This is a genomic window from Microbulbifer aestuariivivens, assembly GCF_039545115.1.
Lineage (GTDB): Bacteria > Pseudomonadota > Gammaproteobacteria > Pseudomonadales > Cellvibrionaceae > Microbulbifer > Microbulbifer aestuariivivens.
This window is the reverse complement of the sequence record NZ_BAABRT010000019.1, coordinates 58,231-82,411: the sequence shown is the minus strand read 5'-3', so window position 1 is coordinate 82,411 and position 24,181 is coordinate 58,231. Positions and strand designations below refer to the sequence as shown.

22 protein-coding genes and 1 pseudogene are annotated in these 24,181 nt (G+C 55.9%); 4 read left to right on the top strand and 19 right to left on the bottom strand.

Going from position 1 to position 24,181, the window contains the following annotated elements; translation table 11 throughout:
- Together ABEA58_RS11640 and ABEA58_RS11635 are read left to right on the top strand one after the other, a co-directional pair.
- A pseudogene (locus ABEA58_RS11640) lies at positions 1–122 on the top strand (IS3 family transposase); the annotation flags it as partial.
- A 103-nt stretch (positions 123–225) separates the two neighbouring features.
- Positions 226–765: an NUDIX hydrolase gene (locus ABEA58_RS11635; RefSeq protein WP_345551695.1), complete on the top strand. Its 540-nt coding sequence runs from the start codon at positions 226–228 to the stop codon at positions 763–765.
- An 87-nt stretch (positions 766–852) separates the two neighbouring features.
- On the opposite strand, the gene ABEA58_RS11630 is transcribed toward ABEA58_RS11635, so the two are convergent.
- The 5 genes from ABEA58_RS11630 to nhaA form a co-directional block, all read right to left on the bottom strand.
- Positions 853–1,170, bottom strand: a complete 318-nt coding sequence (locus ABEA58_RS11630) for a YqfO family protein (RefSeq protein ID WP_345551694.1) — start codon at positions 1,168–1,170, stop codon at positions 853–855.
- 37 nt (positions 1,171–1,207) lie between these two features.
- Positions 1,208–2,062, bottom strand: coding sequence for a thioredoxin (trxA, locus tag ABEA58_RS11625; RefSeq protein WP_345551693.1), 855 nt, complete (start codon positions 2,060–2,062; stop codon positions 1,208–1,210).
- A gap of 274 nt (positions 2,063–2,336) precedes the next feature.
- Complete coding sequence (locus ABEA58_RS11620; protein ID WP_345551691.1) at positions 2,337–3,482, bottom strand: peptidase C69 family protein; 1,146 nt, start codon at positions 3,480–3,482, stop codon at positions 2,337–2,339.
- The gene (locus tag ABEA58_RS11615) at positions 3,475–4,914 is read right to left on the bottom strand and encodes a flavin monoamine oxidase family protein (protein ID WP_345551689.1); all 1,440 of its coding nucleotides are present in this window, start codon (positions 4,912–4,914) and stop codon (positions 3,475–3,477) included. The genes ABEA58_RS11620 and ABEA58_RS11615 overlap by 8 nt, the downstream gene beginning before the upstream one ends.
- Before the next feature lie 680 nt (positions 4,915–5,594).
- Positions 5,595–7,118 (bottom strand): Na+/H+ antiporter NhaA, encoded by a 1,524-nt coding sequence (gene nhaA / locus ABEA58_RS11610; RefSeq protein WP_345551688.1) that lies wholly within the window; start codon positions 7,116–7,118, stop codon positions 5,595–5,597.
- 103 nt (positions 7,119–7,221) lie between these two features.
- Here nhaA and ABEA58_RS11605 point away from each other — a divergent pair, with 103 nt between their 5' ends.
- A complete protein-coding gene (locus tag ABEA58_RS11605) occupies positions 7,222–7,974 on the top strand; it encodes a TlyA family RNA methyltransferase (protein ID WP_345551687.1) in 753 nt (250 codons plus the stop codon).
- A gap of 131 nt (positions 7,975–8,105) precedes the next feature.
- Here the strand turns inward: ABEA58_RS11605 and ABEA58_RS11600 are convergent, their stop codons facing one another.
- Together ABEA58_RS11600 and ABEA58_RS11595 are read right to left on the bottom strand one after the other, a co-directional pair.
- On the bottom strand, positions 8,106–8,333 hold the full coding sequence (locus ABEA58_RS11600; RefSeq protein WP_345551700.1) for a DUF1272 domain-containing protein: 228 nt from the start codon (positions 8,331–8,333) through the stop codon (positions 8,106–8,108).
- Between the two features lie 94 nt (positions 8,334–8,427).
- Positions 8,428–8,769 (bottom strand): 4a-hydroxytetrahydrobiopterin dehydratase, encoded by a 342-nt coding sequence (locus ABEA58_RS11595; RefSeq protein ID WP_345551686.1) that lies wholly within the window; start codon positions 8,767–8,769, stop codon positions 8,428–8,430.
- Positions 8,770–9,012: 243 nt separating this feature from the next.
- Between ABEA58_RS11595 and ABEA58_RS11590 the strand changes: the two genes are divergently transcribed.
- Positions 9,013–10,914: a DUF885 domain-containing protein gene (locus ABEA58_RS11590; protein ID WP_345551685.1), complete on the top strand. Its 1,902-nt coding sequence runs from the start codon at positions 9,013–9,015 to the stop codon at positions 10,912–10,914.
- A 277-nt stretch (positions 10,915–11,191) separates the two neighbouring features.
- Here the strand turns inward: ABEA58_RS11590 and ABEA58_RS11585 are convergent, their stop codons facing one another.
- The 12 genes from ABEA58_RS11585 to ABEA58_RS11530 all read right to left on the bottom strand — a co-directional run bounded on the left by ABEA58_RS11585 (position 11,192) and on the right by ABEA58_RS11530 (position 23,893).
- Positions 11,192–11,692: a DUF6702 family protein gene (locus ABEA58_RS11585; RefSeq protein WP_345551684.1), complete on the bottom strand. Its 501-nt coding sequence runs from the start codon at positions 11,690–11,692 to the stop codon at positions 11,192–11,194.
- A 38-nt stretch (positions 11,693–11,730) separates the two neighbouring features.
- On the bottom strand, positions 11,731–14,181 hold the full coding sequence (locus tag ABEA58_RS11580) for a M1 family metallopeptidase (RefSeq protein ID WP_345551683.1): 2,451 nt from the start codon (positions 14,179–14,181) through the stop codon (positions 11,731–11,733).
- Between the two features lie 186 nt (positions 14,182–14,367).
- On the bottom strand, positions 14,368–15,876 hold the full coding sequence (locus ABEA58_RS11575; protein ID WP_345551681.1) for a fumarate hydratase: 1,509 nt from the start codon (positions 15,874–15,876) through the stop codon (positions 14,368–14,370).
- A 325-nt stretch (positions 15,877–16,201) separates the two neighbouring features.
- Positions 16,202–16,582, bottom strand: coding sequence for a hypothetical protein (locus ABEA58_RS11570; RefSeq protein ID WP_345551680.1), 381 nt, complete (start codon positions 16,580–16,582; stop codon positions 16,202–16,204).
- 248 nt (positions 16,583–16,830) lie between these two features.
- The gene (locus ABEA58_RS11565; RefSeq protein ID WP_345551679.1) at positions 16,831–17,181 is read right to left on the bottom strand and encodes a hypothetical protein; all 351 of its coding nucleotides are present in this window, start codon (positions 17,179–17,181) and stop codon (positions 16,831–16,833) included.
- A gap of 1,289 nt (positions 17,182–18,470) precedes the next feature.
- Positions 18,471–18,884, bottom strand: a complete 414-nt coding sequence (locus ABEA58_RS11560) for a hypothetical protein (RefSeq protein WP_345551677.1) — start codon at positions 18,882–18,884, stop codon at positions 18,471–18,473.
- Between the two features lie 611 nt (positions 18,885–19,495).
- The gene (locus tag ABEA58_RS11555) at positions 19,496–19,993 is read right to left on the bottom strand and encodes an ankyrin repeat domain-containing protein (protein WP_345551675.1); all 498 of its coding nucleotides are present in this window, start codon (positions 19,991–19,993) and stop codon (positions 19,496–19,498) included.
- Between the two features lie 3 nt (positions 19,994–19,996).
- Entirely contained in the window at positions 19,997–20,425 is a 429-nt protein-coding gene (locus ABEA58_RS11550; RefSeq protein WP_345551673.1) for an AHH domain-containing protein, read from the bottom strand.
- 14 nt (positions 20,426–20,439) lie between these two features.
- Positions 20,440–21,153, bottom strand: a complete 714-nt coding sequence (locus ABEA58_RS11545; RefSeq protein ID WP_345551672.1) for a hypothetical protein — start codon at positions 21,151–21,153, stop codon at positions 20,440–20,442.
- A 5-nt stretch (positions 21,154–21,158) separates the two neighbouring features.
- Positions 21,159–21,332, bottom strand: a complete 174-nt coding sequence (locus ABEA58_RS11540) for a hypothetical protein (protein ID WP_345551670.1) — start codon at positions 21,330–21,332, stop codon at positions 21,159–21,161.
- 180 nt (positions 21,333–21,512) lie between these two features.
- The gene (locus ABEA58_RS11535) at positions 21,513–22,964 is read right to left on the bottom strand and encodes an RHS repeat domain-containing protein (protein ID WP_425563531.1); all 1,452 of its coding nucleotides are present in this window, start codon (positions 22,962–22,964) and stop codon (positions 21,513–21,515) included.
- A 194-nt stretch (positions 22,965–23,158) separates the two neighbouring features.
- On the bottom strand, positions 23,159–23,893 hold the full coding sequence (locus ABEA58_RS11530) for a hypothetical protein (protein ID WP_345551668.1): 735 nt from the start codon (positions 23,891–23,893) through the stop codon (positions 23,159–23,161).
- Positions 23,894–24,181 lie beyond the last annotated feature (288 nt).

Sequence of the window (24,181 nt, the reverse complement as noted above, 5' to 3'; positions counted from 1 at the left end):
AAGCAAGAGCAGACGTATTTAATTACATCGAACGATTCCACAACCCGAGAAGGCGGCGTAAAGTGGCCGCTCAAGATCGAAAATTTACAGCCGTTTTAAAACCGTCCGTAGAAACGGGGTAGAACCCCTTTCCGGCCTATATCACGAAGATAGTGATGGTTTACTCGTTGTCTATACGGTCTACAGGTCACTGACGCTTGCGGTTACCCGGTGTATACTTGCGCCATGAAATTTTGTTGTCATTGCGGCAGTGCGTCCGTTTCTTTCGCTATTCCCGAGGGTGATGACCGCCCCCGCCACCTCTGTGGCGGGTGTGGCGCCATTCACTATGTCAATCCGCGGGTCATCGTCGGGGTGCTTCCCTATCTGGGTGAGCGCGTGCTGCTGTGCAAGCGCGCCATTGAGCCGCGCCTGGGCCTGTGGACGCTTCCGGCGGGCTTTATGGAAAACGGGGAGACCAGTGAGGAGGGGGCGCTGCGGGAATCCTGGGAAGAGGCGCGGGCGAGTATTCGCGTGGATGATCTCTACACCGTCTACGATATCCCCCACATCAATCAGGTGTACCTGCTCTACCGGGGCGAACTCACGGACACCAACTTTGGCCCCGGCCCGGAGTCACTTGAAGTGGCGCTGTTTCGGGAGGAAGAAATCCCCTGGGATGAGATCGCCTTCCCGATCATGACCAAGACGCTGATGCACTATTTCAGCGATCGCAAAGAAGGCCAGTACCGCCTGCATCGGGGCGCCATCACCCGCAAGTTGTGAATTGTACGTTTTAATTACCCGTGCGCTGAGTAGGCAGAGCGGGCGCTTAAGCCGACGCTGCGAAGCAGAGAGTGAGGCTGCGCGCTGTTACTGGCAGCGGTCATCCAGTTTCCAGAGGTCGAACGCGGGCTCCTCGTAAGGGTGAGCGCGCCGCATCGCCGCCAGGGCGGCATCCACCAGATCATCGGCGCAGACCATTTCGACACGGTACTCAGCCACCCGCTCTACCGCCCCAGCCTGGCCAATAAAGGGCTGGCTGCCCTCAAGCGGCCGGAACTGTCCTGTCCCGGGCACTTGAAAGCAGCAGCTGTCATAATCCCCGATACGGCCGGCGCCGGCGGTAAACAGCGCCTGCTTCACCTCTTCCAGGTGGCTCTCCGGAATATACACACAGAGTTTGTACACGCTGAGCTCCTTATATTGCCGTGAGCTTCGAAAGCGCTCAGTACAGCAGAGTCATCAGTTTGCGCTGGTACTTGGCTGCCAGTGGATCTCCACCACCGAGGCTTTTAACCACGTCCAGATAGGCCTGCTTGGCGGCCCCATCGGCGTAATTCAGGTCACCGCGGAGGATATCCAGCAACAGCTCCAGCGCCTCTTCGTGGCGGTGGTTCTGGCTGTACTGCACCGCCAGCTTGTATGCGGAGTCGCGATCTTCAGGATTGCTGGCCAGCGCCTGTTCCAGTGCCTTGATCTCGGGGGACTCCGCCGCCTGCTGCTTCAGTTCCAGCTGCGACATCAGCTGCTGGTAGTCGGCATCCTGGTCCGCCAGCAGGATTTTGCCCAGTATCGCCTCCGCATCGGGTACCCGGTTTAACTCCAGCAGCACCGCTGCCAGCTGCTTGGCGACATCCGCCCGTTCGCCGGATTCCGCGTAAACCTGGCGCAGTGTCGGCAACGCCTCGTCAAGCTTGCCCTCGCCCACCAGCTTCTGCGCCTGCTGGAACTGCAGCTCCCAGGCCTTGGGCAAATACTTGTCCAACATTTCGCGAATCTGCTTCTCCGGCTGCGCACCGGCGAAACCATCCACCGGCTGGCCATCCTTCAGCACCATCACCGTGGGCAGGCTGCGCACACCCAGCTGGCCCGCCAGCATCTGTTCGGTGTCGGCGTTGACCTTGGCCAGCAGGAATTGCCCCTGATACTCGGCGGCAAGTTTTTCCAGTACCGGCATCAGCTGCTTGCACGGCTCGCACCAGTCCGCCCAGAAATCCACCACCACCGGGCGCTTCATGGACTCATCGATCAGCACCCGCTGGGCGTTTTCCGCCGTGACATCGACAATATATTCGTTCACAACCTCTCCCTTTATTCTGTGATTCAGCGGTAGAGGGCCTTGCAGCCCTGCCGCAGATCGAGCGCAGTGCGCTCGCCATTACGCAAACAGCGGATCACCATGCCCCGAGGGGCGATCCATCATCCGCTCAATTTATCTGCCCGCAACACTGCCATCCCACAGGGCGATAGGCCAGCGTCATTTGCATCTAGAATTCCCAGGTATGAGAAGGGTGGCCCTCCAAACCCCGGCCTCATCCAATGCTGGCTTAAGATTGGTGCGCAGGCCCGCCTTTTCAACCGGCATCAAAAATCTCGCTGAACTTCCGCTGTGCCAGTCGCTCGGCCAGCAGCGGTTCGCCGGCCTCGATGGCGGTGAATATTTCGCTCTCAGCCGCCTCGATGGCCGCCCGCAGGGAGGCACTGCCACCCAGCTCAACGGCACTGGCCATGGCCACCCGGTGTCGCTCCCAGCGATCGGGGGTGCACACCTGCCAGCGACCGGAAAAGTCCACGGGATGAAACAGGCTGCTGCAGGTGGCAGCGGTGCCGGTAAAACTGACCCGCGGCCCCTCTTCGCGCAGTTGCACAATCATGGCATTGGTGGTCTGCGATGGGCGCAGAAAAGCCAGGGGTGAGCCGGCCGGCGCGGCGTGCATGCACAGATCGCCATTGCCGCTGGGCGACGGTTTGTGGTGGTGGCGGAGAATGGCGGCAAAGTGCCGGAAGCCAAGCTGCTCCTGTGGCAGCGCGCGCAGGGCACTCAGGCTTGCGGCCCTGCGCTTGCGGCTGGCGCCAAAATAAGGGCGCAGCCAGGTATCGAAGGTCTGCCTGAACCCGGCCTTGCCCGTGCCGGCACCGCTTAGATCGGCATGCATCCGGTCGGGATTGCCGTCGATGGTGAGGCCGTTGGAAATACTGTCGAATTTGTCGACCCGGCACGCAGCCCACTGCCGGCCGGCGGTTTCCAGCTTCCAGGCGCTCTGACTGTCGGCGATGAGGAAACTGTTGTCGTAACGGAAGCCCCGCTGACTGTAACCAGCGGGGCCACCCTGACCATGAGCCTCCAGCAGTGCGACAATCACCTCCAGCGCCTGCTCGGCGGTGGTGGCGCGTTCCAGGCCGAGCCGCACCAGGTCCATGCCCAGCAGCGCCGCTCCCTCTTTTAGCACCTTGCGGGAAAAAATGGCCTCGTTGCCGATCGCCACGCCGCACTGATTGACGCCCATCTCCGCCCCCCACATCCAAGCGGGGCGACCAATGATGCAGGCATTGCGATTCGGCACCTGAGGGATTTCGATCCAGGTGCAGCGCACCGTGGGGCTGCTGTCACCGCGCACGGCGGGAATCACTTCAACGCGCTGGGCCTCATAGGGGTCGCGGTCGCTGTTTTTGGCCAGCCAGGTTTGCCCCTGGCCCCGCCACACCAGAGTGTCACACACAGTCCCCACTCCGCTCTTCAGCCCTCAGCGTCGTGCTGCCCGGGGCAGCTTTTTGCTGCAGTGCATCGCGGACCTCGGCGACAGCGCGTTCGGCAGCCTGCAGGGCGCCCTCCATATAGCCGAACCACTCCGTTGCCGCCTCGGTGCCGGCGTAATGCACCGGGGCATCGTCGCTGCGCAGTGTCGCTCCGTATTGTGTCCAGACACCGGGCGGCATCAGTGCGGCATAACAGCCGCGGGTCCACTCTTCGCTGCTCCAGTCCCGGTCCACATACTCCAGCGGCTCCCGCGCCTGCTCGCCAAAATAGCGGGCAAAACAGTCGAGCACATCGCGACGACGCACCTCCGGGTCGACACTGCTGTAGTGGCGCGCGATATCCCCCTCGAGAAAACCCATCAGCAAGCCGGAATCCTTGCCGGCTTCGGTATTGTCGAACATCACCCGGACCGGCCCCTCCACACTGGTCACCTGACCGGATAGGCCCTCGTCCCGCCAGAAAGGCCTTTCGTAACGGGCTATGCATTTAATACAGCTTCCAGCCGGCATCCGCTGCCACAACTGGTCGCGCCGGGCGGGCAGCGCGGGGGAGAAGCGAATGCGCAGTGCCTGGTTGGGTGGCAGCGCCATAATAAGCCGCTTGCAGCGAAACTCACCGGCGTCGCAAAGCACCCGTAAAGTGCCGTCCGCTTCCCGCTCGACGGCATTCACCGGCGCGTTCAAGTACAGGTCATCGCCGAGATCCCGGGCCATGTGGGTGCAGAGTCCGGCTGTGCCACCGTGCACACGGTCCTGCTGGGCGCCGCCGGTAACCGAGAGCAGTGTTTCCAGTGACTCTCCGGAACGGGCATAAAACAGAGCATGCAGGAGCGATAGGTCTTCGGGCTCGGCGGCGAAAACGGCTCCGATACCAATCGAAAACACTTCCCGCGCACGACGGGTTCGGCAATTGCTCTGCAGCCAGCTCGCCAGGGTCTGCCGATCCCACTCCGCGGCCTTGGGGTGTGTCCACGGTTCAGCCGCATCAATACTGCGGGCCATCTTTTCGAAGCGTGCCATCGCCTGCCCCAGGTCGAGCAGCGCCAGGGGCCCGATCGGCGGAATGGTGCCGCGGTAGCGCCTGGTGCGCTGTCCCTGCCAGAGCAGGTTGTCGCCGGTATCGTAGAGGGGCCAGGTCTCGAACCCCAGCTCCTCAATCAGCCGGTACATCCGCTCCTGCCCGGGTCCGACCCACTGACCACCGATATCCACAGTATCGCCATTGGCAAAGCGATGGTTACAGAGGCGACCGGCGACCCGGTCACGGGCCTCCAGCACCGTAATGCGGTAGTGCGGCCGCAGCAAGCGAGCGGCATAGAGACCGGAAATACCGGCCCCCACCACAACCACATCCAATAGATCCGCGGGCACGTTATTTTTTTTATTGTCAGTCATAACCAGCCTTTTTGTTTAAATCGGGAATAAACCACCCGGACTAAATCACCTGAACGAGACCATCTGAATTAAGCCCTCTCAGCGAAACCATCTCGGCTAAGCCGCCTTTAAGCCGCCTTAAATAAACCGCACCGGCAAGAAACGGCAACTGCGATGAACGAGAGTCCCGAAAGCACCGAGAGCACCGAGAGCACCGAGGGCTCAGCGGTATCGCCGTGTCGAGCAGGGTTCGGTTCCCCCTGCACTGCAGCCATGGCCTGCCAGCACCGCGTCGATTCCAAATAAGCAGCGGCAGCGACACAGGGACAGCGGCAGCGGCAGCGGCAGCGGCAACAACGATTCACCGGGTTTCCATTTTCAAGTCGTCCTGCTCTCCTTATCCGCGACAGGGGCCCGGCCACTATTATCCATGACTGGGACCAAGGTACCACTCCAGCCTTATGCAGCGGTAATCGGTTTCAGGGCTGAAGCCGCTAGCGCAGACTCGAACTTGGCCGGCCCGGCACAGCGGACTTGGCCGCTGACCCAACTGGCGGACAAAAAAAGACCGGGATCACCCGGTCTTTGCGTTGTCGCCAGCTCTCTTGGCGGTGCCTCAGTAGTGTATTAACGGCGCCTCAGCGACACCCTACCGACACCTCGTCGAAAGCTGGCTTACTGTAGTACTGCCTGGTGGAATCTTAACCGTGCCGATCCCCACTGCCGACGGCGGCAGTGGCCGGCTTCGCACCCGTTTGATCACCCGGATGGTCGCCTTTTTGCTCGCCGCCCTGCTCGCTGTGAGCATCCGCGTTTTCGTCTGAGTCCGCATTCTCATCGAGCGTGAACTCGTCGGAGATTGGCGCCTTGCGCAGCACCATAAAGCCGCTGATACCGGCAATCAGGGATGCCAGCAGCACACCGGCTTTGGCCTGAATCAGCAGTTCCTCGCTGCCATAGTAGGCCAGCTCGGAAATAAAGATGGACATGGTGAAGCCAATCCCCCCCAGCAGCGCCACGCCGACGATGTGATGGAAAGTGGCGCCCTTGGGCAGGCTGCCCAGCCCCAGACGCCAGCCAATCCAGGTGGCACCGACAATACCGATCAGCTTGCCGAACACCAGCCCCAGAATGACGCCGAGGGTAACCGGGTTTAACACCGCCGTGCCGGTGGTAAAGCTGTCGATGGGAATGCCCGCGTTCGCCAGCGCGAAGATGGGGATGATCAGAAAAGCCACCGGGGTATGCAGGCGGGTTTCCATCCGCTGCAGGGGCGACTGCGCCAGCTTGACCCCATTGCCCAGCGCCATCACCCGGGCGCGCAGGGCGTCATTGGCAATGATCTTATCGCCCGGGCGGAAGCTGCGGTCGAAACTCTTGATGATGTCCTTGACGAAAGTACTGAAAGCCACCGGATCATATTTGGGGCGAGCGGGCATGGCCATGGCGGTTACCACCCCGGCCAGGGTGGCGTGAATGCCGCTCTTATAAAACGCGTACCAGAGCAACAGGCCAACGAAAATATAGGGGGGAGAACCGCGTACGCCGGCCGCATTCAGCAGCCACAGGAGCACCACCAGTCCGCCGGCAGCGCCCAGGGCAATCATATTGACGCTCTCGGTATACCAGATCGCGATCACCAGAATCGCGCCCAGGTCATCGACAATCGCCAGGGCGACCAGGAACATCACCACCGCCCGCGGAACACGATTGCCCAGCAGGGCAATACAGCCGACGGCAAAGGCGATGTCCGTGGCCATGGGAATACCCCAGCCACGGGCGGCGTCACCATCCGGGTTGAGTCCGGCATAGATCAACGCTGGCACCACCATGCCGCCGATGGCCGCCATAATCGGCAGAACCGCCTGCTTGAGCTCGGAAAGCTCACCAACGAGGAATTCGCGCTTGAGTTCCAGCCCAACCAGAAAGAAGAAGATCGCCATCAGCGCATCGTTGATCCAGTGGTGGACCGTGAGGGAAAGCGCCCAGTCTCCGGCGCCGATGCTGATGTACATATGCAGCAGGTGCTTGTAGACCTCCTGCAGGGGGGAATTGGCGATCACCAGGGCGACAATTGCCGAGATCATGAGCAGGATGCCACTGCTGCTCTGGCGGTGAATAAACTCTTCAAAAGGCGTCACCAGTCGCCCGAAAGCGCTCTCGAGAGGCGCCTCAAACACCTTGCCCTTGCGGATCCTGAACTTCCCCAGAACGCTTTTCGCCATCAGCTGCCTACCTCCTATCCAGCTTACTGCTTCTAACCAGTGGGGCCAGAGGTTAGCATGGCAGCCTTCAACTCCACCATATTTTTAGGATCAAACCCCTCTGATGCGCCTGGATGTTCTTCTGGTTGAACGCCGTTTGGCGAATTCCCGTACACATGCCAAAAAACTGATCGAAGGTGGCAGGGTTTTGCTGGATACCGGGGCCGGCTGGCACCCCGCGCTCAAGGCGGGGCAGGCGGTTCTGGCGCACCAGGCCATCCGTGTGGAACCGCTGCCCGAGGATCGCTATGTGTCGCGGGCGGGACTCAAGCTGGAAGCCATTCTGAACCACACCAGTCTCGGTCCCCGGGGCTGGCAGGCGCTGGACATTGGCTGCTCCACCGGCGGTTTCAGCGACTGCCTGCTGCAACGGGGCGCGGAGCTGGTGGTGGGTATCGATGTGGGCCACGACCAACTGGCGGAAAAGCTGCTCCAGCATCCGCGCATGCACCTGTTCGAAGGGGTAAACGCGCGCCATCTGGAAGCCGCGCAACTAAGCCCCTATGGAGAGCAGGGGTTTGATGCCGTGGTGATGGATGTCTCTTTTATTTCGCAGACTCTGATTCTGCCGCGCCTGCCCGCGCTGATGCGGCCCGGCGCGCAGCTGCTCAGCCTGGTCAAACCGCAGTTCGAGGTGGGACCGGAAAATATTGGCAAAGGCGGGCTGGTGCGCGACACCGGGCTTTACGATGAGGTCCGTAAGAAGATCACCGGATTGTGTGAAACGCTCGGGCTGTCGGTAAGGAGCTATATCGACAGCCCGATTCTCGGGGGCGATGGCAACCGTGAATTCCTGCTGTGGGCCCAGAAATCCTGAACCCATCCCGGCAAACCCCGGCAGCAATCTGTTAGGTCCCCGGCGACTCCGGCCGCAACCCGCCAGGCCCCCGATGGCCCGGTTGAACGCACCGAGGGAGCAAACGCACAGGGGCAAAAGCAGTCACGCCCTCAGGCGCGGTAGAGAAAGTCTTCCAGCTTGGCTTTAAAACCGAGGCTCGGCGCTTCCGTTGGCGAGCGTGTGCGCGGCGGACGCAGCACCAAGTCACCCTGGCAGTTGGGGCACCTTTGAGAGAGCGCTTCTGTGCAATCCGGACAGAAGGTGCACTCGTAAGAACAGATATAAGCCTGTTCGGACAGAGTAAGTGCTGCTCTGCAGCGCTCGCAGGTGGATTTCATCTTCAACATGACAACTTTGATTACCTCCTTCAAATAACGCCCCCGATTTTTTTCCGGGGCGATGTTACTGAGGCGGTCATCTTGCAGTTGATGATTACGCCTCGACTTCCTTATCAGTGCGGGCAGCCATGATGAAATCATTTTTGTGCAGGCCGCCAGCCTCATGACTCCACCAGGTCACTGTCACCTTGCCCCACTCGGTCAGCAGCGCGGGATGGTGACCAACCTCTTCCGCAAGTTCACCAACACGGTTGGTAAAGGCCAATGCCTGTTTGAAATTGCGAAATTTGAAAACGCGCTCCAATTGCATCACCCCATCGCGGGTGACTGGAGTCCAGTCTGGAATTTTGCGCAGCAGTTCAGCCAGTTCTTCGTCGGATACCAGTGGCGCATCGGCGCGACAGGCTTCACATTGCTGCTCGGCGAGCTCAGTCATCAATCGGCCCTCAGGAGGTTTGAATCATTATGGACAAGAGTGAACGGGAATCACTCTAGCCACGCCTGAAGACCGAGACAAGCGCACCAGTTAAAGAATTATTTTATTTGGTTTGGCTAAGCTTTAATGGGACGGAGTGCTAAAAACGCCAAGGGTTTTGCCGGAAATTAACCTCAACTGAGCAATAAAAAAGAATTAGCCGCCACACTCAATGATCCACCTTGCGACAAACCAAGGAGTAAAATGAAAATCACGCCTACTTCCCTAGCGGATTTTGTCCCAGTCCTCCTGATAGTCCTGACCCTGCCGCTGACTCTCGCAGGCTGTGATCTCCAACAGCGCAACCCTGAAGACAAAGGTGCTGATCGCGCCAGCGGCACCGTCGTGGCCACAGCCAATGCCAGCGGCAACAACCAATCAAGCAGCGATTCCGCAGAAAACTTCGATGCACTGTCTACTCAGATGATGACAGAGCTTTGGCGGCTTTTTCCCTCCTGGGCCATCAGTGAAGGTTACTACGCCGTCGCCGACCAGCTGCAGGTACCCGACGATACATACCGCGAGAAGGTGCTGCAATTCTCCCGCCGCTACCGCGACCGCTTCTCGGCCATCAATACCGAAGCACTGGACTCCAATGACAGAAGTGACCTGGTGCTGATTCTGAATTTCCTCAACCGACTGGAATGGCAAATCACCGAGTTTCAGTCCCACCTGTGGAACCCGGCTGAATACAATGTTTCGCATCCCTTTGCCCTGATTCTCAATACGGAGTATGCGCCACTCGACACGCGACTGCGGACTTTCAGTGAGCGGCTCAAGAAAGTACCCGCCTACTACCGGGCGGCGGAGCAGACACTGCAAAAACCCGCCTCCCCACAGCTGATGCTCGCCATCGAGCAAAATGAAGGGGCCATGAGTGTTTTCGGTGAGGCCGCCGAAGAGAAGCTCGCCCAAAGCGGCCTGAGTGAAGGTGAGAAAAAGGTTTTCCGGCAGCGCCTCGCGGCGGCGCGCAAGGCCATCGAGGAATACATCACCTTTCTGCAGACACGCCACGCCGAGCTGGAGATCAGCCAAGACTACAGGAATTTTCGCATCGGCGGGGATCTGTACGAACAAAAGTTCAAGTACGAAATTCAGATCGGCATGACCGGCAAGCAGCTCTATGAGAGAGCGCTCGCCGACAAGGAAAAGCTGCACGACAAAATGGCGGAGCTGGCCAGTGAGCTGTGGCCAAAATACTTTCCAGGCCAAAAGCCACCGAAAGACCGCCTGCAAAAAATCGCCATGGTGCTGGATAAACTGTCTGAACACCACGCCACCAAGGAAACCTTCAAGGCCGAGGTGGAAAAACAGATTCCGGAGCTGGTGGCCTTCGTCAAGGAAAAAGACCTGCTGACGCTGGATGAAAACAAGCCACTGGTTGTGCGCACCACGCCGCCGTATATGCGCGGCTTTTCCGTGGCCTCCATCAACGCCCCCGGCCCCTATGACAAGGGCGCCAACACCTATTACAACGTCATGCCGATCGAGGAGTTCAGCGACGAGCGCGCCGACAGCCTGCTCAGGGAATACAACCAGTACCTGATGCAGATCCTCAATATTCACGAGGCCATTCCCGGCCACTACACCCAGCTGGTGTACGCCAACCAGTCCCCCAGCCTGATCAAGAGCATCCTTGGCAATGGTGCGATGGTGGAGGGCTGGGCGGTTTATACCGAACAGATGATGCTGGAAGCCGGCTACGGCGACTTTTCCCCGGAACTGTGGCTGATGTATTACAAGTGGCGCCTGCGCGTGCTGATCAACACGCTTCTCGACTACGAGATTCAGGTGAAAGGCATCGATGAGCGGCGGGCACTGGACCTGATGGTGCGCCAGGGTTTCCAACAGCAAGCCGAGGCCATGGGCAAGTGGCGCCGCGCCACCCTGAGCCAGGTGCAGCTCACCAGCTACTATGCCGGTTACGCCGATATTCTGGCGCTGCGCGAAGAGATGAAAGCAAAGCTCGGCGACGACTTCGACCTGAAGACCTTCCACGAAAAATTTCTCAGCTACGGCAACGCGCCGGTACCGGTGATCCGCGAGCTGATGCTGGAAGAGCTGACCGCACCTGACCAATCCAACAGGCCCACGAGCCGAAACTAAGCCGAAACTAAGCCGAACCAGGCCGATTAAACTGCGCCGGCCCCTATCCGGCCAACGGCAACCACAAGGGCAGAGGCAGAGACAGAGGCAGAGGCAGAGGCAGAGGCAGAGGCAGAGGCAGAGGCAGAGGCAGAGGCAGAAAAATAGTCCTGCGCACAAAAAAAGGCCGCCCTCCCCGGGGAGAGCGGCCTTTAATTTTTTGCTGGGGCAAACAAGCCCGCTGCCAGAAAACCGGCAGGGCCCGGCTCTGCACTCTGTCGCGGGCCCAATTCCAGACTTAGTTATCGGGCGCCCCGAACTCCAGTTTCTGCCAGCGGCTGTGGCGGTCGAACTTCAGCGAGCGAACCCGGCCAAGCCCCTCCACGTTGATCTGGTTGACCTGCTCAGGCCAGAAATCCTGCAGTGCATCGAATCTGAACCACAGGGTCTCCACCGCTGCCGGCGCCGGCATTTCCTGGTACACCCAGATGAATTTGCCATCCACCTCCTGCCCCACATGGGTCAGCTGCACAGGCTCCGCGCTGCCGAGCCCCATGTCGAAGTGGGCGCTCACATAGCGGGCAAACTGCAATTGGGCCTCGGGGTTTTCCAGCAGGTAAGCCTTCTTGCCAACGATCTCGCCCAGTGCGTGCTCAGCATCGTGCACATAGAAGCGGTGCATCACTTCCACATTGCCAGTGCGCTCGTTGAACAGTACCTGGGTGATGGCCGCCTTCATCTGGTGGGCCTGCACCTGGCAGGCCATCAGCAAGGTCAGAATCAGTAACAGTATTCGCATTGCCACTTACTTCTATTGTCACCTACTTCCATTGCCACTTACTTCTTGTGAAAGCCCGGCTCCGGGTCTTTCTTCTCGGTCTTCATGTCGTGCATGATGTCGCGGTAAACCCCCTCGCTGCGCTCCTCGTCCTTGTAGGCTTCGATGCGGGACTTGATGATGCGCCGCGGGTAATGGTTGTTTTCATTATCCACGTCCGCAGTTTCCCAGCGCGGGTCCACAACCACCTGGACGAGTTCCTTGTCGGTTACCACCAGCTTGGACACGGCCTTGGGCGAGCGGCGCCAGATTTCGGCCGGGATATAGCGGTCCTCCACACTGCCGTCCGCATAAGTGAGCTGCAGCAGGATCGGCATGACCAGGCCGCCCTTGTTGGAGAAATCCATAACATAGTAGTGCTTGTCTTCCTCCACGGCGCGCTCCAAGGCCCGGCGCTCCCAAGGCTGCAGATCCTCCAACAGCTGCGCGTATTCGTTGCGCTCTTTGTTGGTGACAGTGAAGCGGTCGTGCTCGTCATAGAAGTCGCGGATATCCCGGTTCCTCTCCACCCAGGTCTTGTTGCCGGCCTCGCGCTCACGCTTCTCAAACAGCGGTTGTGGCTTGTCGGCCTCTTCACGGCGGCGGCGCTCGAAGTCGATATCAGGATTCTTGGTATCCAGACGAAGCTGCGAAACCTTGTCGATACTGATGTCCACGTGGTCGGTGGAGTAGAACCAGCCGCGCCAGAACCAGTCCAGATCCACGCCGCTGGCCTCTTCCATGGTGCGGAAGAAATCGGCGGGGGTCGGGCGCTTGTACATCCAGCGGTTGGCGTACTCTTTGAAAGCGAAATCAAACAGCTCGCGGCCGAGCACCACTTCACGCAGGATATTCAGCGCCGCGGCCGGCTTGGTGTAGGCATTCGGCCCGAGGCGCAGCACCGAGTCGGACTGGGTCATGATCGGCACCTGGATGTCGGACTTCATATAGTCGACGATATCCCGCGGCTCCACGCCCCAGGGCATTTCCGGGTCCCATTCGCGGCCGGCAACGCCGTCGAGGAAGCTGTTCAGGCCCTCGTCCATCCAGGTCCACTGGCGCTCGTCGGAGTTCACCAGCATGGGGAAGTAAATATGCCCCACCTCGTGGATCACCACGCCGATCAGGAAGCGCTTTTCGGCCTGGGTCCAGGTGCGTGAGCCATCCTCGTGCAGGGTGGTGCGCGGGCCGTTGAAAGTGATCATGGGGTATTCCATGCCACCCACCGGGCCGTTGACGCTCTGCACCACCGGATAGGGGTAATCGAAGGAGAAGCGGCCGTACACCTCCATGGTGTGGATCATCGATTCGGTGGAGTATTTCTTCCACAGCTCGCCGCCCTCTTTGGGGTAGAAGGACATGGCCATGACTTCCGGCATCACCTCGCCCCCCTGCTGGTAGCCCTTGGCATCCCACATGAATTTGCGCGAAGAGGCCCAGGCGAAGTCACGCACATCATCTGCTTTGAAGCGCCAGGTGCTGGAACGGCGGGTACCGGCTTTTTCGTTTTCCAGCGCCTCTTCCTCGGTGACGATAAAGACCGGGCGCTTGGCGGTGCGCGCCTTTTCCAGCCGCTGGCGCTGGGTCTCGGTCAGCACCTCTTCGGGGTTCTGCAGTGCACCGGTCGCGGACACGATATGGTCCGCCGGCACCGTGAGCGCCACCTCATAGTCACCAAATTCCAGAGTGAACTCGCCACTGCCGAGAAACGGCTTGTTGGTCCAGGCTTCGTAGTCGGTGTAGGCGTGCAGGCGCGGGAACCACTGCGCCAGCAGGAAAATATCGTTGCCGCCTTTGCGCGCATCGTCCGGGAAGTGCTCGTAACCGGCGCGGGCCCAGACTGCGTCCTCCTCCAGAATATTGAAGGCAAAGTCCATGCTGAACTCGATCTGCTGGCCGGGCTTCAGCGGCTGCGGCAGGTCGATGCGCATATTGGAACCGACGATGGTGGACTTGAGGGCATTGCCCTCGGCATCGCGCAGATTGGTGATGGTGTAACCCGGCTGGTTGTCCGCCAGCCACTGCTGACGACGCAACTCACCCAGGCTGATACCCGCCGGGGCCTCGTCAGACTGTGCGCGGGTAGCGCCACCGCCGAAGGTCTCCGTGGTCTCGGCGATGGAGTCGGCGCGGAAACGGTTCTGGTCCAGCTGCAACCACAAATACTTAAGGGTATCCGGGGAATTGTTGCTGTAGGTGATGGTCTGGCTGGCGGTCAGGGCGCGCTTGTCCTCGTCGAGGCGCGCGTCAATGCGGTAATCCACTTCCTGCTGCCAGTAGGCGTGCCCGGGCTCACCGGCGGCATTGCGGTAGACGTTGGGCGTGGGCAGAACTTCATCCAGCTGGCGAAACTTGTCTTCAAAATCGCCTTTGGTCTGGGAGATGGCGGCTTGCGCGGAAGCCGCGCAGCACAGGGTCGCGAGCGCGGCGGCTGCGGTGCGGAACACTGAGGTGCGGAACAATAGGTGCATATAGTACATCCGGTTTTTTCTGGCCTATTGGTTGATTTACGCGCCAAGCCTCGCGAAGAAAGCCCAGTGCCCGGTACCGTCCGGGCCTGTGCGCGTGTCAGGGAAAATGGCGACCGATCAGGGGGCGCCGGGGGCCGGCTGACGGTACCGGTGGGCACCGTCAGCGGCTAAAGGGTCAGCGAGCGTTCAGGCAACGCCCTCTTCGATCTTGGCTTTCCAGATCACCGGGCCGGTGTTGTGAACCGACTCGCCCTGGCTGTCCACAGCCACGGTCACCGGCATGTCCTCGACCTCGAACTCGTAGATGGCTTCCATTCCCAGCTCCGGGAAAGCCACCACCTTGGCATCCTTGATCGCCTGCGCCACCAGATAGGCGGCACCGCCCACGGCCATCAGGTAGACGGCCTTGTTGTCGCGGATGGCTTCGATGGCCGCCGGGCCGCGCTCGGCCTTGCCGATCATGCCCAGCAGGCCGGTTTCTTCCAGCATGGTGCGGGTGAATTTGTCCATGCGGGTTGCGGTGGTCGGGCCAGCCGGGCCTACGACTTCCTCGCGCACCGGGTCCACCGGACCCACGTAATAGATAAAGCGCCCAGCCAGGTCCACCGGCAGCGTTTCACCTTTGGCCAGGATGTCGACCATCTTCTTGTGTGCGGCGTCGCGGCCGGTAAGCATTTTGCCGTTCAGCAGCAGGGTCTCACCGGGCTGCCAGCTGAGCACGTCTTCGCGGGTTACCTCGTCGAGGTTGACGCGGCGGGTATTGGCGCCGGCCTCGCGGGTGATCTCCGGCCAGTCTTCCAGCTTCGGTGGCGTCTGGCGGGCGGGGCCGCTGCCATCCAGGGTGAAGTGTGTATGGCGGGTCGCCGCGCAGTTGGGGATGATCGCCACCGCCTTGTTGGCGGCATGGGTGGGATAATCCTTGACCTTCACATCCAGCACGGTGGTCAGGCCGCCCAGGCCCTGGGCACCGATACCGAGCTTGTTGACCTTGTCGTAGAGTTCAAGGCGCAGCTCCTCGGCACGGTTGGATGCGCCGCGCTCCTGCAGATCCTGAATATCGATCGGGTCCAGCAGCGACTCTTTGGCCAGCAGCATGGCTTTCTCGGCGGTACCACCGACACCGATACCCAGCATGCCCGGCGGACACCAGCCGGCACCCATCTGCGGCACCATGTTCAGCACCCAGTCCACCACCGAGTCGGAGGGGTTCAGCATGGCGAACTTGCTCTTGGCTTCACTGCCGCCACCTTTCGCCGCCACGTACACCTCAACGGTGTCACCGGGAACGATCTCGTAGTGGATGACCGCCGGCGTATTGTCACCGGTGTTCTTGCGGGCACCGTCCGGGTCCTCGAGGATGGAGGCGCGCAGCACGTTATCCGGATTGTTGTAGGCCCGACGCACCCCTTCGTTGACCATATCGGTCACGCTCATATCGGCGTCCCACTGCACGTTCATGCCCACTTTCAGCTTCACCGTGACAATGCCGGTGTCCTGGCAGATGGGCCTGTGCCCCTGGGCACACATGCGGGAGTTGATCAGGATCTGCGCCATGGCGTCCTTGGCCGCCGGATTGGCTTCCTTTTCATAGGCCTGATTCAGGGCCTGAATGAAATCCTGCGGGTGATAGTAGGAAATGAATTGCAGCGCATCGGCGACGCTGTCGATCAGATCATCCTGACGGATAGTGGTCATAGCCAGCTCCGGTTTCCGGTTGGGGTCTCGAGGCGGGCGATTTTACACGAATTGATGGGCAGTTGGGGACTGGGAGCCATCGGCATCTCGGATGATTGTCCACTATATCGGCCTTCACAAAGAAAAGCCCTGGCACTTCTTAAGCGGAATTGAAGCCCATCAGATAGAGGTCCAGCGGGCTGTAGAAACGGCCCGCAGGGGTAGCAGTAGCGTTGCCATTGTCGCGCCAGGGATGGACTACTCCACCGAGTCGTCGGAATCAAGGAAGAAGCTCCAGTGGGAGCTGTGCTTGCCCAGCAGGATATCGCTGGGGGCCTCGCCCTCTTTACACCAGGCTCTCGGTCAGGCCCGGCACCAGCGCCATGCTGGACGGCCTGGAAGACAGCCGCTGAATACGCGTGGGCTGACCGTTTTTGACTATATAGATCCAGATCAGATCAGCGGCCTCGTCCGCGCCGTCGCGCTCCTGCAAGACCAGATGGTTGCCGAGAATCGGGCGGACGCTGTATTGCCCGTCGGCGAGGGATTCACCCGGCAGCTTGATCACGGCTTTTTTGTCGGCCACAGCGGTGGCGACTAAGCGGATGCCCTGCAGCGTGTGGCCTGTGCCTGCAGCACCATCAGCCACAACAGAAATATCACACCCTGTAAAACCTTTCTCATGATTCCATTCCAAAAACCAGCTTAAAATTCTTCTCTTCACCAAGCGCACTCTGCCAAGTGCCGATAGCAAAGGTGGTGCTGCACGGCATCTATTAAACCTCCCAGCACATGCAAAATCGCCCTGCATTACCGTTGCAGTCCGCCGCAAAACTTTGTTGCCACAAATGACTTTTCAAACCCTTAATAGGGGTTGAATCAAGCGGCAAAACTTTACTCTGACCCCAATTATTCGCTCTGACCCCAATTATTCGTAACGTTTTATTATCAGTTTTAAATAATTTCCTACCTCCATCAATGAGAGGCCAAAACATCATTCATCACTTTTATTAGCCTTTGAAAGCTACCAATATCATTAATGATAATTTCATCTAAATCGAAATTATCTTCCATAATTATTTCATTGGTGATTAATACCATATCCAAGGACTTAAGTGTATTAACCCTCTCATCCTCAGACAAGCAATTAAACCTGGGCAAAATATAAGTTTCTATAACTTCCTTAAGCTCTTGATCTGAACCACCATTAATTAATGCAATTCTATCAATATCCTCGCCAGACAGAGGTGACTCTGCACTGATGGGATCTAACAACAACTGAATATAATTTTCTGATGATCCTAAAATATTCTTTTCTGTCGACATTAGAAATCTATCCTCAACACACTATTCGGTACATTCGCCTCAGGGTGAACCGGGAATGAAGTAAACGGTTCATCTGTTACTTGATTAAAACGAACGCGACTTTCATAAGACTTGTCGGGACTCATTCTATACTTATTTTTCGAATATCCCTCACCAACTTGATCTTTATGCTTGAATACAATATCTCTTATATTCATTGTTGATTTGCTCTTAATTCTTTGGGCTCTTTGAATTATATTCCACTAATCTCTCGCACTAGGGAAGCGCGTGGAGTGTTGCCTGCTTCGTGAACTTACATCAGGTCTAGGGTTGATTCCTAATCTAGCCCGTTTTCTTTGTTGAACTCTGGTCGTTGAAGCTCCATGACTGGTCCTAAAGTGCGCATTAGTAGTAAGCGAGTCTTCTAGTTTTGCAAGTCGATTACTAGCTAAGGATTCTGCTCGCTTATTAATTTCTGCCCTTCTTGCCGCAGTTGCTTTACCTTTCGTGAAAAGTGGGGTCAGAGTAGAATTTTGCCGCCAAATATCACTTAGAACTTCACCAACAATCATGCGATAAGCCGCCTACGCGAAGTGATCATTCTCTTCCCCATCGCACGATGGTACGATCCGAGTCTCAATATTTCACTCCGGCACCAATCAATTCATAAAACCTTTCTCATGATTCCATTCTAAAAACCAGCTTCATATTCTTCTCTTCACAAAGCGCAATCTGCCAAGTGCCGATAGCAAAGGTGGTGCTGTACGGCATCTATTAAACCTCCCAGCACATGCAAAATCGCTCTCCATTACCGTTGCAGTCCGCCGCAAAACTTTATCGGAAAAGTGGGGTCAGAGTAGAATTTTGCCGCCAAATATCACTTAGAACTTCACCAACAATCATGCGATAAGCCGCCTACGCGAAGTGATCATTCTCTTCCCCATCGCACGATGGTACGATCCGAGTCTCAATATTTCACTCCGGCACCAATCAATTCATAAAACCTTTCTCATGATTCCATTCTAAAAACCAGCTTCGTATTCTTCTCTTCACAAAGCGCAATCTGCCAAGTGCCGATAGCAAAGGTGGTGCTGCACGGCATCTATTAAACCTCCCAGCACATGCAAAATCGCTCTGCATTACCGTTGCAGTCCGCCGCAAAACTTTATTGTGCACAAATTACTTTTCAAACCCTTAATAGGGGTTGAATCAAGCGGCAAAACTTTACTCTGACCCCAATTATTCTGCCGGGGCTTTGAGTTGAGTGGCTACCCTATTTGGGATTTTTAGATCACTATCCTATCCTTTGACTAATACTCAGACAATAGGCTACTCAATTCTGTAAAAATCTGAGTGTTAACTTGTATATTTTTTTCCTCTAATGCTCTAACCATCATCTGTAACCCATCCTGCATACAGCCAACTAAATAAGCCCTAATCGCATCCTCATCTTGAGATTGCCACATTTCTTTGGGAACCCCGATATCAATGGAGACATACCTTTCTTTCAGGTCAACATCGATATTTTCACAACCTTCGAATTCCCATTGGGATATTTCTCCATCCACACGAAGAATAAAACAAAACTCATCTATTTGATCACAGAATCCAGCTTCGCCTAATTGCTTAAACAATTTTTTAATCTCCCTAAAATAAGGAAGGATTACTTGCGAACTTTCTCTATCTCCAAATTGAGCTGACATACTAAATAACTGTTTACTCATCTTTTCGTTTTCCTGCCCAAGGCTCCTTATTCAAAGGCCCAGGATTTGTTTCAACTAACTCACGTTCTTTTTGCAAGATTTCCTTTCTTGGTCCGTGAAAAGTGGGGTCAGAGTAGAATTTTGCCGCCAAATATCACTTAGAACTTCACCAACAATCATGCGATAAGCCGCCTACGCGAAGTGATCATTCTCTTCCCCATCGCACGATGGTACGATCCGAGACTCAATATTTCACTCCGGCACCAATCAATTCATAAAACCTTTCTCATGATTCCATTCCAAAAACCAGCTTCAAATTCTTCTCTTCACCAAACGCAATCTGCCAAGTGCCGATAGCAAAGGTGGTGCTGCACGGCATCTCTTAAACCTCCCAGCACATGCAAAATCGCTCTGCATTACCGTTGCAGTTCGCCGCAAAACTTTATTGTGCACAAATTACTTTTCAAACCCTTAATAGGGGTTGAATCAAGCGGCAAAACTTTACTCTGACCCCAATTATTTCTTCCCGCGCTGCTTTACTTTCTGCAATATTGCCCAGTACACGTTCGCGAGTTGAAAGCGTTCCAATACTGTCTGGAACATTAAATCACGAGCAGAATAAAATGTCGTACTTACTTATAACTCTCTATTAATTTAGCTATATCTGTACGCCCCCATTCATGGCAATACGCTAAAGCATCCATATCTTTCATCGTTTGACCGGTGTACTTCACCTCCACATCGATACCAAAATCAAGGAGCTTTTCAGCGATATCAATATGTCCAGCATGAATCGCTGCAAAGAGCGGGTTGCGATCGGGTTCAGAGATATCAATTTCAGCATTCCTCTCAAGAAAGAACTCCAAAAGTTCAAGATTACCTTCGTGAGCCGCTGTGTTAAGAGGGGTGACACCTGATGGGCCACCCTTAACATTTATATCTAAACCTTTCTCAATTAAAAACTCGACCAACGCTTTATGACCATACTGAGTTGCAACATGAAGCCATGATCCTAGCGGAGTAACTAAATTAATTAGGCTGCTATCAGAATCAAAAATTGTTTTCGCCAACTCTAGATTACCAGCCCTAACAGCCTCATAAACATCTTTAGGAGTATACTTTTCGTTCATAAACTATCGTCTCTCCGCTGCGGTATTTCCTAGCGCTTTCAATGCATCAATCATTGCTTCGCGAGTACCAATCATTTCATCAGTCATTTTAAGAGTATCGGTGACCTGTTGTAATGCTTTAATATCATGCTGACCCCTAATTCGATTGGGAGCCCAAACCAGGTTCTCAAATCCAAGGATAGGATCAATCTCATATTTCTTTAACAGGTCTTGCCCCTCTACAACCAGTGCCTGCTGATTCTCACCAAGTCCTCGTTTAAAGAGTATGTGATGAGCATGAGGATCAGGCATACCTGCTGGAGCGTCGCCAACTTGGGTTTTAAGATAAGCACCAAAATTAAAAGTATCTAAATCAATGCTATCTGAGATTGCTAACTGCTGCCTAGAAAGTAAAAGATCAGGTGCAATTTGAGGCCCTTCATTTACTCCCATTCTAGTGTTTGGAACTATTTATTAAAAAGCATCTTCCTCAAGACATTCTGAGCTTCTGCCTCTTCACCTATAGACTCTTTAAAACAATCATCCAGCACATCAAATTTAAGTACACTTCCTAAATCAGTGACGCGCTCTATCGAAAAATTATCTACCCCTAAATCCTCCAATAGAGCCTTGCTCATCCACATAGTTGAACCAACACATTCAATGTATCCTTTCTTCAACTCCCATCGACCTGGATTCATAGAAATATCAATCACTTCACTTTCAAGAGGAAATGGCAAACCATTACTTTTCTTCGACAGACTCGAATGATCACGCCCTTCGGACTCATAGTAAGCAATGTCTTCCATATTTTGCCAACGGTCATATTCTCCGTCATATAATCTACCCTGAACAAAATCTGGTTCGTTTACTATTTGAGAAACCCACTGTTCCGCAGACTCTTTAGTAGTGGCCAAATTTTTTATATCTAATCTAGAAAAATCTAGATCCGCAATATATGAAAACTCAACACTACCTCCATTAAGCTCAATAAAGAAGCTATCAGCCTTACTCTTAAGTAGAGTTTCAGAAACATCGGCAAATCCTAGTTCTTTACCACTGAATCCATCAATAACTTGCTTATCGATATATTGTGCTTCAACTTCTTTCGTAAGCTTATCCCATAGCTTATAAACTTCAGGGAAATCTTTTCCTTTAAGAACAATTTCAATTTGGACCATGAGAATTATTCACCAAACTCTTTAATGATTACAGGAATATTGCGTTTCTTACCATACTCGATTAAATGCTTCGCATCATCAAAACCACCTGGCTGAACCCTAATATCCAATATTTTAGTTGCCGGAACGTCAGAAACAGTTATGGTAGTTTTTTGCAAGTGATCAATATGGGACCTCATATCGTATTCCCAAGATTTACCACCAGTATTAACTGTTTTCAGACTAACAACATTATTCCCTTGTTGAAAATCAATTGAAGGGAAGTTATTCGACTTAAATGGTTCGCCAGTTTTGGGATTAATAAAGTTATCGGAACGAGCCCAATCTTTCTAGTCAGTTTCGGTAAGATATGACTCAATTTATCTGCCCCGAACCTTCGGATCTAGATCCCATACTTCCTTGCCCAACTTGTTTGGAACATACTCACGCGCCTCATTGCCAACTGAATTGACAGGTTCTCCGCGTTCCCTTCCATCTATAGACGGCGTTTTTTCACTTGAAAAACCACTATCACCTTCTTTAGTAAACTTACCCTTAAGCTTCTCAAAACCAGCGGATGCCGCAGTAACGTAGCCCTCGGCAGCCTTTGCTACAAAACGACAAGGTTTAACTACACTACACGCTGTCGCACCCGAAGCCACAGCAGCATTTTCAGCAAACTCATCTACTGTGCGTTGTAAACGCTTATTAGCAAACTCAGAAATATTGCTACTATTTTCGATATCAGTTGCTAACTCATCAGCCAAAACATCAATGAAACCACTAGCAAGATCTTTATCAAATTGCTTCAGGTTATCGATGGTCATGCGATAGCTTTCATACTGCTGAGTAGAGCAGCTTAATGATACGCCACCAGCACAGCGACTAACCGGCCGATTCCCATCCGGATCAATCCAAACCGTAGGATTTGCATAGGCATAAAGATACTTATGCAAACTCGGTGCGATGGTGTTGTCGCCTTCCCAGGGGTCGTGGCTGAGGAAGCGGCCGGTATCCGGGTCGTAGTAACGCGCCTTGGCGTAGATCAGCCCGGTCTCACTATCTTCTTCATGACCGGTAAAGCCGAAGCGGTTCCAGGAGCTGCCGCTTTCACTGCGCTTGTTGCCCCAGGCATCGTACTGGTAACGCGCCTGCAGGGTGCCGTTGGCACTGGTGAGGTTGGTGACGCTGCCGAGGGCGTCGAAAAGGTAAAACTGGGTGCCTTCGCTGATATGGGTCAGGCTCAGCAGGCGGTTGGGGCCGTAGTTGTATTTGGCCAGGGTGAGATTGTTGCTGTCTGACTGGGTCAGCACGGCGAGGCCGTCGTAGGTGTAGCGCACGGTGCCGCGCGCGCCGTCTTTCTCGATGCGCAGGCCGCTGACATCGTAGAGGAACTGGCCCACGCTGGAGCCGCCGATCATCACCTGGCGCAGGTCGTCGCGGGCGTCAAAGATGAAGTCGCTGGTTTCGCCACCTTTGGTTTTACTGACTTGGTTGCCGTTGCCGTCAAAGCCATAGCTGACGCTGTTGCCGTCATCCAGGTGGTCGGTGATGTCCGTCAGCTGGTTGCGTTCGTTGTAGGCATAACTGAGGTCTTTTTCCGTTTCGCCACTGGCGCTGTTGAAGGCCACTTCGCCAATGCGGTTGTAGGCGCCGTCGTAACGGTAGGTGACGGTGTGACCTGTGCCGACGGGTACATCCGGATAGGTGACGGATTCCAGGCGGTCGAGGTCATCGTAGCCGTAACTGGTGATCTCCTCTCCGCCGCCGTTGGTTTCACGCTGTTCGATGCGGTTGCCGTTGTCGTCGTACTCGTAGGCAAACTGTGCCACTTGGCCGCCGTTCTGGGTGTGGCGGATGCTGGCGATGCGCCCGGCGGCGTCGTAGCTGTAGCGGGTTTCGGTGTTGTTGGGGTAGCTGACCTGTCGAATGCGGCTGGAGCGGTCGTAGGTATAGGTGGTGGTGGGCCCGGCGGGTCCGGGCCCGATATTGATCAGGGGCGGGTAGGCGCTGGTAGAGGCCGAGTTTACTGCGCGGAGGAGGCCGTGCTGGCACCCGACTGCAGGGAGCGCACCGCATCACGCAGCTGCACCAGATCGCGGTTCACCGAGCGGCGGTAGGCATCGATGGACTCCACCGCCTCTTCATTGGCGCCGACACGTACGGTGAGGTCGCTGCGCACGGAAGACAGCTGACGCTCAAGGCCGGTCAGTTTGTCGGTGATTTCGCGCTTGCTGGAAGTATTGTCTTTGCGCAGTTCGGCCAGGGCGGTCTCCACGGCGGAAATCTTCTTCACGCTGTTGCTAAGCCCGCTGACCTTGCCGGCCAGAGCAGCCAATTCCTTCTTGGCAGCCGCCGCGGCACTCTTGTTGGCGGCGATACTCTTGCGGTTGGTGTCATAGGAAACGCCCCACAGCTTGCGGATCTCGGAGGCGTTGTCCTTGACCTTGGCGTTCAGCACTTCAACGGAGGCGGTAGATTCCTCGTCCGACATCTCAAAGCGCTTCTCCAGCTCGACGATACGGTCCTTGGCATCATTCAACGCGGCGCGGCTCAGCTGCAACTCGCTGTAGAGAAAGCCGGCGGCAGCGAGGCCCGCCACAGCCAGGATCAGAGCCACCACGCCAACGATGGAGATGCCACCGCCGCTGTCCTCAAGGTCCAGCGGGGCCGGGGGCTGCATGCCGGCGCCGATGGGTTTGCTGTCCAGCTGTGGCTCAATGGACGGAGCACCGCCTATAGTCGGCTCTTTGCGTTGCATACAGACTCGTACCTACTCGTATCTAATCGTAACTGCTCGTGTCTATCCTGCCCCCACCGCCACGCCGCGAGAGAATGGAGCCTGTGCACAGCTCAACCTAACAGGGCAATCTAACGGCCCGTTCGGGCAGGATTGGTCGGCGAGTTATACCAAAAACTGCCGAAAAAGTAACCGCTTGCAAGATAAGATTCCCCGCCCCTCTTGCCTTTGAAAAATCCGCCCCCAATAGATGGGGCAAGCGCGCGGATTGTGCGCCGGCTTAATTCTGACACACACCCTGTGTAGAAT